At 71.1% G+C, this 16,055-nt stretch carries 11 protein-coding genes; 9 read left to right on the top strand and 2 right to left on the bottom strand.

All coding sequences use genetic code 11. The features are described from left to right. The first annotated feature begins 7 nt into the window (after positions 1 to 7). The 7 genes from murJ (at position 8) to BJY16_RS07875 (ending at position 7,839) form a co-directional block, all read left to right on the top strand. Positions 8 to 1,777, top strand: a complete 1,770-nt coding sequence (gene murJ, locus BJY16_RS07845) for a murein biosynthesis integral membrane protein MurJ (RefSeq protein ID WP_185038426.1) — start codon at positions 8 to 10, stop codon at positions 1,775 to 1,777. A gap of 199 nt (positions 1,778 to 1,976) precedes the next feature. After that, positions 1,977 to 3,524: a protein kinase family protein gene (locus tag BJY16_RS07850; protein ID WP_185038427.1), complete on the top strand. Its 1,548-nt coding sequence runs from the start codon at positions 1,977 to 1,979 to the stop codon at positions 3,522 to 3,524. A 72-nt stretch (positions 3,525 to 3,596) separates the two neighbouring features. Continuing rightward, entirely contained in the window at positions 3,597 to 4,328 is a 732-nt protein-coding gene (gene sigM / locus BJY16_RS07855; RefSeq protein ID WP_185038428.1) for an RNA polymerase sigma factor SigM, read from the top strand. Beyond that, a complete protein-coding gene (locus BJY16_RS07860; protein ID WP_185038429.1) occupies positions 4,325 to 5,191 on the top strand; it encodes an RsmA family anti-sigma factor in 867 nt (288 codons plus the stop codon). Before sigM ends, BJY16_RS07860 begins: the two co-directional genes overlap by 4 nt. A 101-nt stretch (positions 5,192 to 5,292) precedes the next feature. Further along, complete coding sequence (gene trxB / locus BJY16_RS07865) at positions 5,293 to 6,252, top strand: thioredoxin-disulfide reductase (protein WP_185038430.1); 960 nt, start codon at positions 5,293 to 5,295, stop codon at positions 6,250 to 6,252. A 16-nt stretch (positions 6,253 to 6,268) separates the two neighbouring features. Next, positions 6,269 to 6,586, top strand: a complete 318-nt coding sequence (trxA, locus tag BJY16_RS07870) for a thioredoxin (RefSeq protein ID WP_185038431.1) — start codon at positions 6,269 to 6,271, stop codon at positions 6,584 to 6,586. A 101-nt stretch (positions 6,587 to 6,687) separates the two neighbouring features. After that, a complete protein-coding gene (locus tag BJY16_RS07875) occupies positions 6,688 to 7,839 on the top strand; it encodes an N-acetylmuramoyl-L-alanine amidase (RefSeq protein WP_185038432.1) in 1,152 nt (383 codons plus the stop codon). A 15-nt stretch (positions 7,840 to 7,854) separates the two neighbouring features. Here BJY16_RS07875 and BJY16_RS07880 read toward each other — a convergent pair whose 3' ends face one another. Continuing rightward, complete coding sequence (locus BJY16_RS07880; protein ID WP_185038433.1) at positions 7,855 to 8,505, bottom strand: GNAT family N-acetyltransferase; 651 nt, start codon at positions 8,503 to 8,505, stop codon at positions 7,855 to 7,857. A 155-nt stretch (positions 8,506 to 8,660) separates the two neighbouring features. On the opposite strand from BJY16_RS07880, the gene BJY16_RS07885 reads away from it, so the two are divergent. Continuing rightward, entirely contained in the window at positions 8,661 to 9,971 is a 1,311-nt protein-coding gene (locus tag BJY16_RS07885; protein WP_185038434.1) for an aminotransferase-like domain-containing protein, read from the top strand. An 8-nt stretch (positions 9,972 to 9,979) separates the two neighbouring features. Beyond that, positions 9,980 to 10,939 carry a D-alanine--D-alanine ligase family protein gene (locus BJY16_RS07890; protein ID WP_373873454.1) on the top strand — a complete coding sequence of 320 codons (960 nt, stop codon included), beginning with the start codon at positions 9,980 to 9,982 and terminating at the stop codon, positions 10,937 to 10,939. Between the two features lie 768 nt (positions 10,940 to 11,707). On the opposite strand, the gene BJY16_RS07895 is transcribed toward BJY16_RS07890, so the two are convergent. Beyond that, positions 11,708 to 12,571: a hypothetical protein gene (locus tag BJY16_RS07895; RefSeq protein ID WP_239177497.1), complete on the bottom strand. Its 864-nt coding sequence runs from the start codon at positions 12,569 to 12,571 to the stop codon at positions 11,708 to 11,710. Between the last annotated feature and the right edge of the window lie 3,484 nt (positions 12,572 to 16,055).

The raw sequence follows: 16,055 nt of genomic DNA on the forward strand, positions 1-16,055 counted from the left end.
GGCATGGGTGAACGGCGGCTTGTACCGCAGCACGCACGCGGCGCCGGACGGCAACCCGCACCGGCAGGAGGGCGTGACGGTCGTCTCGGTCGACGACCAGTCGACGCCCACCGCCGCCGGTGATCAGGCGCTGCCTCCGGAGAACCTGCCGGCGGCCGGTGGGGGCAGCGGCGGCACGGCCGGCCAGAGCGCGATCATGGCGGTCGGCAGCCTGGTCAGCCGGATCATCGGCTTCGTCCGGACCGCCCTGATCGGCATCACCGTCGGCAAGGTGGTCGGCGACGCCTACACCAGCGCCCAGTTCTTGCCGAACCAGATCTACGAGCTGCTGCTCGGCGGCATCCTGTCCAGCGTGCTGGTGCCGCTGCTGGTCCGCCGCCGCAAGAGCGACCCGGACGGCGGCCAGGAGTTCACCCAGCGGCTGCTGACCTTCGCCGTGGTGTCGCTCGGCATCGCGACGCTGCTGGTGGTCTCGCTGGCCTCGGTGATCACCGCGATCCAGTCCGGCAGCGACACCAGCCCGGCCTACCGGGAACTGGTCACCCACTTCGCGTACCTGATCCTGCCGATCATCTTCTTCACCGGCCTGTCCGGGCTGGCCGGCGCCGTGCTCAACGTGCGGGGGCACTTCGCCGCGCCGATGTGGGCGCCGATCCTGAACAACATCGTGGTGATCGCCACCTGCGGCCTGTTCCTGCTGGTCTACGGCAGTCAGAAGGAGCTGACCCCGGACAACATCACCACCGCCCAGATCGTGCTGATCGGCGGCGGCACCCTGCTCGGCATCGTGGTCCAGGCTCTCGGCCTGATGCCGGCACTGCGCAAGGTGGGTTTCCGCTGGCGGTGGAAGTGGGCGCCGCGCGCGCTCGGGCTGCGCGAGATCGGCCAGCTGGCCGGCTGGATGCTGGTTTACGCCGGGGCCAACCAGCTTGCCGTCTTCCTGCTGGTCCGGGTGCTCAGCGACGTGACCGGCAGCGACAGCAGCGCCAGCATCCTGGCGTTCAACAACGTCTTCCTGCTGACCATGATGGCGCACGGCATCGTCGGGGTGTCGGTGATGACCGCGCTGCTGCCGAAGATGAGCGCGGCCGCTGCCGAGGGCCGGTACGACGAGGTCAGCGCCGACCTGAGCCGCGGCATCAAGCTCACCTCCGCGGCGCTCGCCCCGATCGTGGTGGTCTACGCGGTGCTGAGCGCGCCGATCTCGGTCTTCCTGTTCCAGGGTGGCCGTTTCTCCAACGCGGACGCGCTGGCCACCGGCGACGTGCTGACCGTGGCCGCGTTCGCGGTGATCCCGCTGTCGATCAGCTACCTGTGCACCTACGCCTTCTACGCGCTGCAGGGCAACAAGACCGTCGCGCTGATCAACCTGGCCGTGGTCGCGGTCCGGATCGGCGCGTACTTCCTGCTCGCCGAGGTGCTCAAGCAGTCGCTGCTGGCGGCCGGCATGACCGCTGCCAACGCGCTCTCGTACCTGATCTCGGCGCTGATCTCGCTGGCCGTGCTGCGCCGCCGGATCGGCCGGCTCAACCTCGGCTCGGTGGCCGCCTCGCTGGCCCGGGTCGCGGTCGCCGCCGGGGTCGCCGCCGGGCTCGGCCTGCTGGTGCTGCACCTGCTGCCCGGCGGGAGCGAGCCGGACGGGCGGATCGAGGCGCTGGTCCAGCTGATCCCGACCGGCGCGGTGATCCTGATCGCCTACCTGGCCGGGGCGTACCTGCTGCGCGTCCGCGAGGTGACCCAGGTGGTCAGCATGGTGCGCCGCAAAATCGGTCGCTGAGCTTTGCCGGGCCTGCCCTGAACAGGGGTCCTTCCTCCGGACTGCCCGGAAAAGCACCCGTTCGTACGGGGCCACGCCAATGCCGCGCCGGGGGGACGACCTGCCGAAGGCTGGCTGAGTGCGGGTATGGTCGTTGTCGGCATGTGCTCCGGAGCACCTTGTCCCGAGCACCGAGACATGCACCACCGAGGGAGGACTGGTGACCCAGGTCGGCGAAGGCCACGAGACCGCGGCCGACGAGGCCGGACCGGTCTTGACCTTCGGTGCCCCCACCGTCGGTGAGATCCTGGCCGAGCGCTATCAGCTGGAGCAGCACGTCAACAACGACAGCGCCGGCCGGCAGGTCTGGCGTGGGATCGACGTGGTGCTGCGCCGCCCGGTCGCGGTCGTGCTCCGGCATCCGGGTGGCGACTCGGCCGCCGAGATGCTGCAGGCCGCGGTCGCCGCGAGCCGGGTGCTCCACCCCAATCTGGTCGGCGTCTACGACGCCATCGACGAGGAGCAGCGGGCCTACGTGGTCCGCGAGTGGGTCGAGGGCGAGTCGCTGCGTGACCTGATCGCCGCCGAGGGCCCGCTCGACCCGGCCCGGGCGATCGCCATCGCGCACTCGGTCGCCGACGCGCTGACCGCGGTGCACGCCACCGGCATGGTGCACGGCAACGTGCATCCCGGCACCACGCTGATCGGCGACGACGGCCGGGTGGTGCTGGCCGACGCCCGCGCCGACGAGGCGGACAGCGTCGAGGCCGACGTCCGCGCGGTCGGCGGGGTCCTCTACTTCGCGCTCACCGGCCACTGGCCGCACACCGAGGTGGGCCGCTCCGCGCTGCCCGACGCGACCCGGGACAGCGCCGGCAACCCGGCCGCGCCCCGGCAGATCCGGGCCGGCGTCCCGGCGTACCTCGACGATCTGACCATGGATCTGCTGGACCGGCGGGTGGCCGCGCCGGCCGCCGAGGCGCTCACCGCCGAGCTGGGCCGGCTGGACGCGGCCGCCGAGGACGAGGAGTTCGAGGACGTCGGTCCGCTGCGCTTCGTGCAGAGCGGCGGCACCGCCACCGAGCCCGCGCGCAGCGCTCCGAAAATCCTGCTCGGCGTCGGCGCGCTGGTGATCATCGCGATTGTCGGCCTGGTCTTCGGGATCCAGGCGATCAACCGGTCCGGCAAGCCGGACGCCTCGTCCACCTCGACCGTCGGCGCCAACGCCGGCGCGCAGCCGGGCGCCGACGATCCCAGCGACGCCCCGCAGGGCAACCCGGTGAAGATCCCGCTGACCGCCGACATGGTCCGGATCGTCGACGCGCCGGGTGGCCAGCGCAAGGACACCGGCGAGGCGAAATACACCGTCGACGGCGACCCGGACACCGCCTGGGAGATGTCGTGGTACGGCTCGGCCAACTTCGGCGGCCTGAAAGACGGCATGGGCGTGCTGATCAAGCTGCCCGAGGCCCGCGCGCTCTCCGACGTCCGGGTGGTCACCTCCGCCCCGGGCGCGGCGATCGACATCCGGACCGGCAAGAGCGATCCCGGTGACTCCACCCAGGGCGACAAGAAGATCCTCAAGGAGTACACGAAGCTCAGCGACAGCGACTCGGACGCCAACACCGGCGACCACCAGACGCTGACCGGCTTCGACCCGAACCAGAAGTACCAGTACGTGCTGGTCTTCGTCACCAAGCTGCCGAAGAACGACGACACTCCCGGCTACCAGGTCGACGTCAACGAGATCGAGCTCTACGGCTACTGATCCGAGTTCACAGGAAAGGGGCGGGAAACCGCCCCTTTTTCGTGACATCGAGGGGCGCCCGCCCGTGGACCCATGGCATACATTGCTGGCGTGACTTCCCGGGACGTTCCGCCGGGCGGCGCCGGCACGGGCGACCCCGTGCCGAGTGACGCCGAGCTGGTGCGCGCCCACGTGGCGGGTGATCCGCAGGCCTTCGGCGAGCTGGTCCGGCGGCACCGGGACCGGCTCTGGGCGGTCGCCCTGCGCACCATCGGGGACCGTGAGGAGGCCGCCGACGCGGTGCAGGACGCGCTGCTGTCGGCGCACCGCGCGGCGGCCGGGTTCCGCGGCGACTCGGCGGTCACCACCTGGCTGCACCGCATCGTGGTGAACGCCTGCCTGGACCGGATCCGGCGCCGTCAGGCGCACCCGACCGTGCCGCTGCCGGACGGCTCCCGCCCCGGCGACGAGCACCCGTCCCGCCCGGAGCCCGCCGCGCCCGCCCCCGACCAGGACACTGTGCTGCTGGTGCGGCAGGCGCTGGCCGCCCTGCCGGTCGACCAGCGGGCCGCGATCGTGCTGGTCGACGTGCAGGGTTACGGCGTGGCCGAGGCCGCCGCGATGCTCGGGGTGGCCGAGGGCACGGTGAAGAGCCGGTGCGCCCGCGGCCGGGCCCGGATGGCCCTGTCGTTGCGCGACCTTCGCGGTGGACCGTCGAGTGAGCCGGGGCACCATGGGAACCGGAGCGGCACCACCGACGTCCCATCCAGGTCGGGTGCGGTGCTTCCGCTGCCGACCGGGCGTGAGGGGAGGGACCAGCGGTGACCGGGGCCGAGTTCGACGGGGTCGACATCGACCTGCTGGCCGACTATGTCGGCGGCGCGCTGGACGGCACCCCGGAGGCGGAGCGGGTGGCCGCCCTGATCGCCGCCGAGCCCGCGTGGCAGGAGGCCTACGCGCTGCTCGTCCCGGAGATGGCCGCGGTCGGCGCGCTGCTCGGTGACCTGCCGCCGGAGCCGATGCCGGCCGAGCTGGCCGCCGCCCTGGACGCCGCCTTCGCCGCCCCGGCGGTGAGCACCGTCCCGGTGGACGAGGCGGCCGCTCCGGCCGTACCGGAAACGGTTGTGGATCTTGATGAGCGACGCCGCCGGCGCGGCAGCCACCGGTGGTTGCGGATCGCCGCGCCGATCGGGATCGCCGCGAGCGCGGTCGCCTTCCTGGGGTACGGGTTGAGCCGCCCCGATTCCGCCTCCGACTCCGGCTCGTCGGCGGCCGCTCCGGCGCGCGGCGAGGCGCTGGTCGGCATGATCCCGCCGCTGACCCTGACCAGCGGCGTGGACTACACCCTGGAGACGCTCGGCACGCTGGGGCAGAGCCTGAAACGGGCCACCGACGCCCCGAGAACCACCTCGTCCGAGGACTCCCCCGGCATCGCCGGCACCGAGGAGCAGGGTCTGGCCCGGCTGCGCGACCCGGCCGCCCTGCTGGACTGCCTGACCGCGATCGCCCAGGAGAACGGCGCCGGCCCGATCACCGCCGAGTCGGCCGACTACGCCCGGTTCGAGGGCACGGCGGCTCTGGTGGTCCGGTTCAGCGCGGACAACGGCGAGTGGGTGTGGGCCAGCGGAGCCGACTGCGGCGCGGCTGGTGGCGGCGCGGACACCCTCGGCAAAGTGCCGGTACGCTGAACGCCACCCCGTGAGGTCCGACACGAGCCGGGACCTGGGGAATGGTGAATGCCTAGCATGGCGTTCTACCGGGCGTACACACCAATCTTGAGGAGTCGGCAGTGGACGAGGTCCGCAATCTGATCATCATCGGTTCGGGACCGTCCGGGTACACGGCGGCGTTGTATGCCGCGCGCGCCAACCTCAAGCCCCTCGTCATCGAGGGCGTGCAGTCCGGCGGCGCGCTGATGACCACCACCGAGGTGGAGAATTTCCCGGGTCACCGTGACGGCATCATGGGTCCCGAGCTGATGGACAACATGCGCGCCCAGGCGGAGAAGTTCGGCGCCGAGTTCATCACCGACGACGTGAGCCGGGTCGAGCTGACCGACAAGCCGACCGAGGCCGGCACCGAGGGCCTGAAAACGGTGTGGGTCGGTGACCAGCAGTTCTTCGCCCGCGCGGTGATCCTGGCGACCGGCTCCGCGTGGCGCCCGATCGGCGTGCCCGGCGAGCAGGAGCTGCTCGGCCACGGTGTCTCGTCCTGCGCCACCTGTGACGGCTTCTTCTTCCGCGGTCAGCACATCGTGGTGGTCGGCGGCGGCGACTCGGCGATGGAGGAGGCGACCTTCCTCACCCGGTTCGCCGAGACCGTGACCATCGTGCACCGCCGCGACTCGTTCCGGGCCAGCAAGGTCATGCAGAGGCGGGCGCTGGACAACGAGAAGATCAAGGTCGAGTGGAACTCGGTGGTCGAGGAGATCCTGGGTTCCGACGGCAAGGTGGTCGGCGTCCGGCTGAAGAACGTGCAGACCGGCGAGACCAAGGTGCTCGACGTGACCGGTGTCTTCGTGGCGATCGGCCACGACCCGCGCAGCGAGCTCTTCAAGGGCCAGGTCGAGCTGGACGACGAGGGCTATGTGAAGGTGGACTCGCCCAGCACCCGGACCAACGTCCCGGGCGTGTTCGCCGCCGGTGACCTGGTCGACCACACGTACCGGCAGGCGATCACCGCCTCCGGCACCGGCTGTGCCGCGGCGCTGGACGCCGAGCGCTTCATCGCTTCATTCGTAGAGCTGTAAGACCGGGAGGGTCCACGTGAAGGTCGTCACCGACAAGACGTTCGCCGTCGACGTGCTGGAGTCCGACAAGCCAGTGCTGGTGGATTTCTGGGCCGAGTGGTGTGTGCCGTGCAAGAAGGTCGACCCGCTGCTCGCCGAGATCGCCGACTCGGAGCTGGGCTCGCAGGTGGAGATCGTCAAGGTCAACATTGACGAGAACCCGCAGACGGCGCTCGCCTACCAGGTGATGTCGGTGCCCACGCTGGCCATCTTCAAGGGCGGCGAGCGGGTCAACCTGGTGACCGGCGCCAAGCCGAAGAGCTTCCTGGTCAACTTCATCGAGTCCGCGCTCTGATCGGTTGCCGCAACCCCGCGTCCGCAGTCGGACGCGGGGTTCTCTTTGTGCCCCGGAGTACGCTCCGGAAGGTCGTCCTTTCTCGCCCCTGGGAGTCGTGAGTGCGGTCCATCCGACGCGGAGACACCGGCCCTGCCGTTTCCGAGATCCGGTCGATCCTGGCCGGCCTGGAGTTGCTCGCCGACCGTGAGCCGGATCTCTTCGACGAGAGCGTGGAGGACGCGGTCCGCGCCTTCCAGCAGAGTCGTGGGCTCGGCGTGGACGGCATGGTCGGCGACGAGACGTGGGGCGCGCTGGACGGCGCCCGCTGGCGCCTCGGCTCGCGCACGCTGTTCCACTCGGTGCCCGGCGCGCTGGTCGGCGAGGACGTCCGGGCCCTGCAGGAGCGCCTGCTGGAGATGGGCTACGACGCCGGCCGTCCGGACTCGATCTACGGCGCCCGGACCGCCCGCGCGGTCGCCCAGTTCCAGCGCGAGGTGGGCCTGGTCCAGGACGGCTCGGTCGGCCCGCAGACGATGAAGGCGTTGCGCCGGCTGGGCCGCAAGGTGGTCGGTGGCCGCCCGCAGTGGCTGCGCGAGGCGGAGGCGTTTCGGCAGTCCGGGCCGAACCTGGTGGGCAAGACCATCGTGATCGACCCCGGGCACGGCGGCGGCGACGACACCGGCGTGGTGGTGCCCGACGGGCCGCTCCGCTGGACCGAGGCCGACCTGGTGTTCGACCTGGCCGCCCGGCTCGAGGGCCGGCTCGCCGCGGCCGGCATGCGGGTGCACCTGACCCGCGGCCCGCAGCCGGCCGAGCCGATGAGCGGCTCCGAGCGCGCCGCGCTGGCCAACAGTCTCGGCGCCGACCTGCTGATCTCGCTACACCTGGACGGCGTCGCGTCGCCGGCGGCCGAGGGCGTGGCGACCTACCACTACGGCACCGGCAGCGGGATGAGCAGCACCGTCGGCGAGCGCCTCGCCGCGCTGGTGCAGCGCGAGATCGTGGTCCGCACCGGGATGCACGACTGCCGCACCCACGCCAAGACCTGGGACCTGCTGCGCCTGACCCGGATGCCGACGGTCCGCGTCGACCTGGGTTATCTGACCTCTCCGGCCGACCGCGAGCGGCTGGTCAACCCGATGTTCCGGGAGCAGATCGTCGAGGCGATCCTGGCCGCGGTGCAGCGGATGTATTTCCCGGTGGAGCGGGACGTGCCGACCGGCTCGATCGACGTCCGGCAGCTGCGGATGGCGCTGGCCGAGCGGGGCTGACGCCCCGGTCCGCGCTCAGTTCTCCATCGAGCTGGTCGCCGGCATCGGGCGGAGCAGCTTCTCCGGGCTCATCGAGCCGAGCAGCTTCTCCAGCGCGTACTCCACATCCGACTTCCAGGAGAGGGCGGTCCGCAGCTCCAGCCGCAGCCGCGGGTACCGCGGGTGCGGGCGGACCGTCTTGAAGCCCACCGACAGGAAGAAGTCGACCGGGGCGACGCACGCCCCCTCCTTCTCCTCGTCCGGCTTGGCGTCGCCGAAAGCCTCGATCGCCTTGACGCCGCGCTTGGTGAGGTCGCGGGCGACCCCCTGCACCAGCATCCGGCCCAGGCCGCCACCGGCGAACGCGGGCACCACCTTGGCCGTGGTGAGCAGCGCGGCGTCGGCGCTGACCGGCGAGGTGGGGAAGGCCATCGAGCGGGGGACGTAGGCCGGTGGGGCGTACATCACGAAACCGGCCGGCATGCCGTCCACATAGACCAGCTTGCCGCAGGAACCCCACTCCAGAAGTGTCTGCGAGACCCAGGCCTCCTTGTCCAGCCCGGGGTCGCCGGAGGCGCAGGCCCGCTCGGCGGAGACCGGGTCAAGCTCCCAGTAGACACACTGCCGGCAGGGCCGGGGCAGATCCTCGAGCGTGTCGAGAGTGAGATTGACCAGGCGTCGCGACATCGGCGAACTCCCCGCACGAGGGACACGGAAGCGGGCCGCTGTCTCCGCGCCCTGGAAAATCGTACGTCGTAGCACCCATGAACGGGAGCAGTCGTGGATGTCTCCGCCGATTAGGCTGGGCGGAGTTTTCCGCTCTTCCTCTGGGGGTGACCCGCATGACCGGTACTACTCAGGACGACTACACCGATCGGTACGCGCGGAGGGTTCGTGGGATGACCACGTCCGAGATCCGCGCCCTGTTCGCCGTCGCCAGCCGGCCCGAGGTGGTGTCGCTGGCCGGCGGCTCGCCGTACATCGCCGCCCTGCCACTCGACGCGGTCGGCGAGATGCTGAACCAGCTCGGCTCCACGCACGGCGCCACCAGCCTGCAGTACGGCATCGGCCAGGGCACGATCGAGCTGCGGGAGCAGATCTGCGAGGTGATGGCCCTCTCCGGGATCACCGGCGCCTCCCCCGACGACGTGGTCGTCACGGTCGGCGGTCAGCAGGCCCTGGATCTGCTGGCCCGGCTGTTCCTGGACCCGGGCGACGTGGTGCTCGCCGAGGGACCGACCTATGTCGGCGCACTCGGCGTCCTCCAAGCCGCCCAGGCACAGGTGCGCCACGTGGCCATGGACGAGGCAGGGCTGATCCCGGAGGCGCTCGAGGAAGCTCTTCTCGAGTTGGCGCAGGCCGGGAAGCGAGCCAAATTCCTCTACACCATCCCGACGTTCCAGAACCCGGCCGGCGTCACGCTCTCCGACGAGCGGCGGGAGCGGGTGCTCGACATCTGCGAGCGGGCCGGGCTGCTGGTGATCGAGGACGATCCGTACGGGTTGCTGTCCTTCGAGGGCGACGCGCCGCGGCCGTTGCGGGCCCGGCGCCGCGACGGGGTCTTCTACTGCAGCACCTTCTCCAAGACGTTCGCCCCCGGCCTGCGGGTCGGCTGGGTGCTCGCCCCGCACGCCGTCCGGGAGAAACTGGTCATGATGAGCGAGGCGAACGTGCTCTGCCCGAGCGCCTTCGCGCAGGGCGCGGTCACCCAGTACCTGACCACGATGCCGTGGCAGGAGCAGATCAAGGTGTACCGGGAGATCTACCGGGAGCGGCGGGACGCCCTGCTCAGCGCGCTGACCGATCTGATGCCGGCCGGCACCACGTGGACCCGGCCGGGCGGTGGCCTGTTCGTCTGGGCCACCCTCCCCGAGGGCCTCGACTCGAAGGCGATGATGCCGCGCGCGATCGCCGCCCGGGTCGCCTACGTGCCCGGAACGGGCTTCTACGCCGACGGCACCGGCCGGGGCAACCTGCGGCTCAACTTCTCGTTCTCCGCCCCGGAGCGGCTGCGTGAGGGCGTGCGCCGCCTGTCCGGGGTGATGGAGCAGGAGCTCGCCATGCGCGCGGTCTTCGGCAGCTCCACCTCCCTCTCCGCGCAGCGCCGCCGCGGCCCGGCCGCCGCGGACGCGCCCGGACCGGACTTGGCATGATCACCGCTATGGGTTCGCGTGACGAGTTACGAGTGCTGGTGCTGGCCGGCGGCCTCTCCTACGAGCGGGACGTCTCGCTCCGGTCCGGCCGCCGGGTGCTGGACGCGCTGCGCTCCACCGGGATGACGGCGGAACTGCACGACGCCGACGTCTCGCTGCTGCCCGCGTTGCAGGCCGACCCGCCGGACGCGGTGGTCATCGCCCTGCACGGGGCGACCGGGGAGGACGGGTCGCTGCGCGGGGTGCTCGACCTGTGCGGGGTGCCCTACGTCGGCGCCGACGCGCGGACCGCCCGGCTCGCCTGGGACAAGCCGTCCGCCAAGTCCCGGCTGCGCGAGGCCGGGATCCCGACGCCGGACTGGGTGGCGTTGCCGCACGACCGGTTCTCCGAGCTGGGTGCGGTGGCGGTGCTGGACCGGATCGTCGAGCGGCTCGGGCTGCCGCTGATGGTGAAACCCGCCCAGGGCGGGTCCGGTCTGGGGGCCGCGGTGGTCCGGGAGGCGGCGGATCTTCCGGCTGCGATGGTGGGGTGCTTTGCGTACGACTCGACCGCGCTGGTCGAGCAGTATGTCAGCGGGACCCGGCTCGCCGTGTCGATCGTCGACCTGGGGACGGGGCCGGAGGCACTCCCGATCGTGGAGATCGTCCCCCGCGACGGGGTCTATGACTACGCGGCCCGTTACACGGCGGGGTTGACGACGTGGCATGTGCCGGCGCGTCTCGATCCGGAGGTGGCGGCGCGGGTGTCGGAGACGGCGTTGACGGCGTACAAGGCGCTCGGGCTGCGCGACCTGTCCCGGATCGATGTGATCGTGTCGGAGGGTGGGGAGCCGCAGGTCCTCGGGTGCAATGTGTCGCCGGGGATGACGGAGACGTCGTTGCTGCCGTTGGCGGTCCAGGCCGCCGGGGTGGACCTCGGGGCGGTCCTCGGGGCGTTGGTGGGGAGGGCGGTCGCTCGTCAGGGCTGATCGTGGTGGTGCTGAGCGGGGTGCGTGCCGGGTGGGCACGCACCCCGCTTCTCGTTCCGGCCGCTCATCACGGGAACGCTGCCGCTTCTCCATAGTTGCCGGCGCTCCCGCGCTTTAGTTCCTGGCACTCCCGCGCTCTAGTTCCTGGCGCTCCGGCGCTTCCCGTCCGCAGCAATACCTCCACTCGCGCGCCTCCTCGCCCGCAGCGGTTCCTCCGCTTGCGCGCCTCCTCGCCCGCAGCAGTTCCTCCGCTCGCGCGCCTCCTCGCCCGCGGCGGTTCCTCCGCTCGCGCGCCTCCTCGCCCGCAGCAGTTCCTCCGCTCTGCGCGCCTCCTCGGCAACGGCGATCCACTTGCGCGCCTCCTCGGTCACGACGAATCCGCACCTGCGCCACTCCTCGGCAACGGCGATTCTCGCGCTTGCGCGCCTCCTCGGCCGCGGCGATTTCGCACCTGCCCGCCTCCTCGGCAACGGCGATTCCTCCGCTTGCGCGCTTCCTCGGCAACGGCGACGCTTGCGAGCCTTCGGCCGCGGCGATTCCTCCGCTTAGGTGCCTCGCATGCGGCGGCGGTCTCTCGGCTTGCGTGTCTCTCGGCGCCACTGTGCTGCCCTTAGCGTCGACACGTCGTTCTCCGCCGGTGCCGTCGTTGGCCGTCCTGCGCACCCCATCCTTGTGCAGGCGTGTTGGCGTGATGGTTTCACGTGAAACGGAGAGCCTCGTTCCACGGGGCGCGTTCGTCTGCTCGACCCCGGACGGGCGGGGCTGCACTCAGGGAGTGTGGTCGACTTCCTCGATGTCGCCGATCACGCTGGAGAGGCTGGGCGTCGCCGACGCGGTGGGCTGGTGCGGGATCGGGAGGCCGGTTCCGTTCGGCGCCGCCGTGCCGGGCACGTTGCCCGTGTGGTGGGCCGCGGTGGTGCCGGGCTGGCTGCCGGCGGCTGGGGAGTCGCTATGGCGTACCCAAGAATCTGTCGTCGGCGCCGCGGCCTGGACGTCGCCAAGCGTCGCTGGACGACGGCCGTCCTCGCGATCGTCGTCGGTGCTCGTGGTCGGGACGGTGAGGGTGGCCGGCGACTCCCACGCGATGTGGGCGGGCTCGGCGTTGGCCTTGCCGCCGAAGTCAGCGAGCCACGCGGCGACGAGGGCCAGATTCTCCCGCCACTGGTGCTCGGGGATGACCGGCAGGATGTCGTCCCAGAGCGACAGGAAAGTTCCGCGCAGCTGCAACCGGCCGTAGGGCCTCGCGAGGAACCACATGTGCAGGTGCGCCGAACCGTCGCCCCACCGATTGACGTGCACGCGGGCGACGCCGTCGAGAGACCGGATCGCGCGCTCCAGCCGGACCGTCATCACGCCGAGTTCGGCCGCGAGAAGGTTCGGCAGATCGCCGAGGTCGAGGTGCGACCGGCACTCCAGGATCAGCACCATCGGGAGCCCGGTGGGCCGGTCCATGGCGCGGACGCGCCACCGCTCCGACACCCAGATGTACGCGTCGTCGGGCGTCCCGCAAGCCACACAGTCTGACCCGTCCTCACCGCTCCGCGGCGGCTCCACCTCCACCGGCGGAGCAAGCTTCTTGACTCGCATGTCGCCCTCGAACGGGAACGACGGCCAGCGAGTGAAGTCCGGCAGCGGGCCGGTGTTCTCAGACACGACGTGACCTTAGCCCAGCCCACAACAGCCTGTCCCGGGTCAATTTCGCACGATCGGGGGAGCCGGCCAACGCCTCGCCCTCAGGCCCGAGCGGCCCCCTCCGCGCGGCCGTTTCCCGCAGCGATGTCACCCGCAACCTCACCAGGCGCGGGGCCAAAGCGCTGGGACAGCTTCGCACTCACCGTCATGCGAGCGCCCATTGCTGTCGGCAGGCTCCACACCGACAAGGACCTCACCCGCGCTAGTCCCCACGCGGCAAGGAGCTCACCCGCCCTGGTCCCCACGCGGCGAGAAGCTCACCCCCACCCTGGTCTCCCACGCGGCAAGGAGCTCACCCCACCCTGGTCTCCCACGGGGAAAGGCGTTAACTCCGGGCCCAGATCTCGGCTAGTTCGCCCAGCAGCCTTTCGTGCGCCGGCCGTCCTGACGGCCCCATGCAGGCTCGCGTGCCCAAGCCCGCTCATGAACCCTTTTCCCACCGCCGCTCAATCCGGCTCACAAGCCCCTCCGGTTCAGGTGCCCGGTCCGGCGCACTGACTCACCCCTGCTCACTGCTCGGTCCGGGTCACGAATCCCTCCCGGCTCGGCACACTGGCCCTTCCCCGCTCACTGCTCGGTCCGGGTCACGAATCCTTCCCGACTCCGGTGCCTGGCCCGGTGCAGAGACCACCTTCCTACTCACCGCTCGGTCCCGGTCCGAACCCTTCCCGCCTCGGGTGCCCAGCCGGGCGCACAGACCCCTCCCTGCTCGCCGCTCCGTCCGGGTCACGAACCCTTCCCGCCTCGGGCGCCCAGCCCCGTGCACAGACCCCTCCCTGCTCACCGCTCGGTCCGGGTCACGAACCCTTCCCGGCTGGGGTCCCCGGTCGCGCGCACGAACCCTTGCCGTCTTGAGCGCCCGGTCGGCCCATGGACCGATCGCAGCTTGCGCTCGATCCGGCTCGCTAACCCCTTCCGGCTCGCGCGCCCGGCCCGGTTCCTGCGACCCAGCCCGCTGACCGCTGCCGTCGGCTGCTGGCTGCTGGCTGCTGGCTATACAAGCCGTCTTCCTGGTGCGCCGAACTCGTAACTGCCGTGGACGTGACACAGGTCGGATGATGACCCGGCCAGGTCGTTGTGCCGACCCGACTCGTGTCGGCCCACCCGGCTACCGCGCCCCCTCTCGGCTCGGGTTAGCCGCCAGTTCGCAGGGGCCGTCTTACCTTGGCGGGAGCGTGTCGGTGGAGCCGGCCACTCCTCGGCCCGGCAGTCTCAACACGTCGACGAAAGTGAACATGCGACCCTCCACACACCCATCCCCAAGTTATCCACAGAAGTTATCCACAGGCCCACCCGTTTCACGTGAAACACGACGTAGAAGGCTTGCGCGCCCTGTGGATAGTGCAGTGGACGACCCAAAGCCCATCGGCGTCGTTTCACGTGAAACGGCCCACACCCCAGCAGCCCCACCACAATCCACAGCCTGTGGATAACGGCGCCGACCCATGTCCCACAGCCCGCTTTCCTCACTACAAGCCGCCCGCAAGAAGCGCCCTCGCCAACGCCTCGTCCAGTCCACCGGCCGCCGCGCTACAAACCACAACGGGCCAGCCTCTGGCTGCAGGGAGACCTTCGCGAGCCCCCCAGCCCGTCCCGCGCCGAAGGGTCCCGTCATCACCAATGTCGACCGGAAGCACGAAGTGCAAAACAAAGCTGCAGCCAATCCGGGGCGACCTACCCGCTTACTCCACCCCCGACCGCTGACGCCTACGCCGCTCCACCACACCGCGCCGCACCACAGCATGCCGCGCCGTGCCCCCACCACGCCGGGCCTGTCCGCGCCCACCCCGCGCCACGCCTACCCCGCGCCACGCCGGCCACGCCCATCCGCGCCGCACACCGGGTCGGACCGGACCGGGCCAGGCGAAACCGCGCTGCGCACACCACGCTGACCGGGACGAGTCACACCGCGCGGGGCCAGACCGGCACACCGCACCGCGTCCGCCACGCTGGGCCGCGCCGCGCCATGCCAGTGGACTTGCATCGGGTACCCGCGCGCCTGCACCGCCCCGGCCGCGCCGTATCCCCACCCCGCGCCACGCCAGCCACGCCCATCCGCGCCGCACCGCGCCGCGCCGCACACCGGGTCGGACCGGACCGGGCCGGGCGGAACCGCGCTGCGCACACCACGCGAGCCGGGACGAGCCACACCGCGCGGGGCCAGACCGGCACACCGCACCGGACCGCGCCCGCCACGCTGGGCCGCGCCGCGCCATGCCAGTGCACTTGCATCGGGTACCCGCGCGCCTCCACCGCCCCGGCCGCGCCGCTCGCAGACCTCCACCGCTCAAACGGCCCGCACAACCCGCAGACCTACACCGCTGGAGCGCCGCGCCGATCGCACACCACTACCGCCTGCGGCTCCGGCGTCGTAGACCCTCACCACCCTGGCCACTCCAGCTCGCGACTCCCATCCGAGGTCCGCACCAGCCGAAGACCCACGGATCCACACCACCAGAGGACCCACGGAGTCGGAGAGGCCTGGCTTCTCTCCGCCAGCCGGTCCGCAGCCGTGGCCGCTTGCTTCCACGCGTTGCCCTTGAACCCGGCTACTTCTTTCGAGATTCCGTCGGCAGTCGGCCGTCGGTGGCTGACAGCAGCGACTGGCGGCCGTCAGCCGGCAGCCATGGGCCGAGCTTTATCCGCCGGAACAGCTCCGGCCTCGGACGTGCCTCCAAGCTCTCGTATCTGGGGCATTTGCTAGCCCTGCTTCGGAACCGGTCCGTCTTGGCACACTGACCCGGTTCTGAATCGTCCGTGTTCTTCCCTCCAGTAGCTGTTCGGGCAGGCGCCGCCATGTTTCACGTGAAACGGGGTGTGTCGCATGTTCCGCTGCGGCAAACCCGCTGAAGCCAGATAGACAAACGGATGACCTACGCCGGACAGCAACAGGGCTCTAGGCCTTCCCGACGACGCAGGCGGCGGGCCGTGGCCACAGACCGCCGATCGCGCGGGCCGCGAACCCTAGGCCGCGAACCGCAGGCGGCGGGCCGTGGCCACAGACCGCCGATCGCGCGGGCCGCGAACCCTAGGCCGCGAACCGCAGGCGGTACGAGATAGCTGCAGACCTTGAGTCACAGCGATACGCCGCGGGCCGCGAATCTTAGGCTGTGCGCCCTGGACCTTTACACCTGGCCGGCAGCCGTAGATGACTAGCCATGATCCGCGTGCAACGGGCTAACGCCTACCGAAAGCAGGCGGCGGCGAACTGCAGAGGGGTGCCGAAGCACAAGCGGCTTAGAAAGCTCCGAGGTCGGCTCCGGCACGGAACCGTCGGCACTCGCTTGCCGGTTCAAGGAACGCAGCCAGCCACGGTCGAGAGGGCGCTAGCGGAGACCCCGCAGGAAGTGTGCGGCAGGCGGAGTCGACAAGGCGCGGGTGAGACCGAGCGACGGACGCTGAGCACATGGGCCCGAGCGGCGGA

Origin of the sequence: Actinoplanes octamycinicus (genome assembly GCF_014205225.1) — a bacterium.
GTDB classification, from domain to species: Bacteria; Actinomycetota; Actinomycetes; order Mycobacteriales; family Micromonosporaceae; genus Actinoplanes; species Actinoplanes octamycinicus.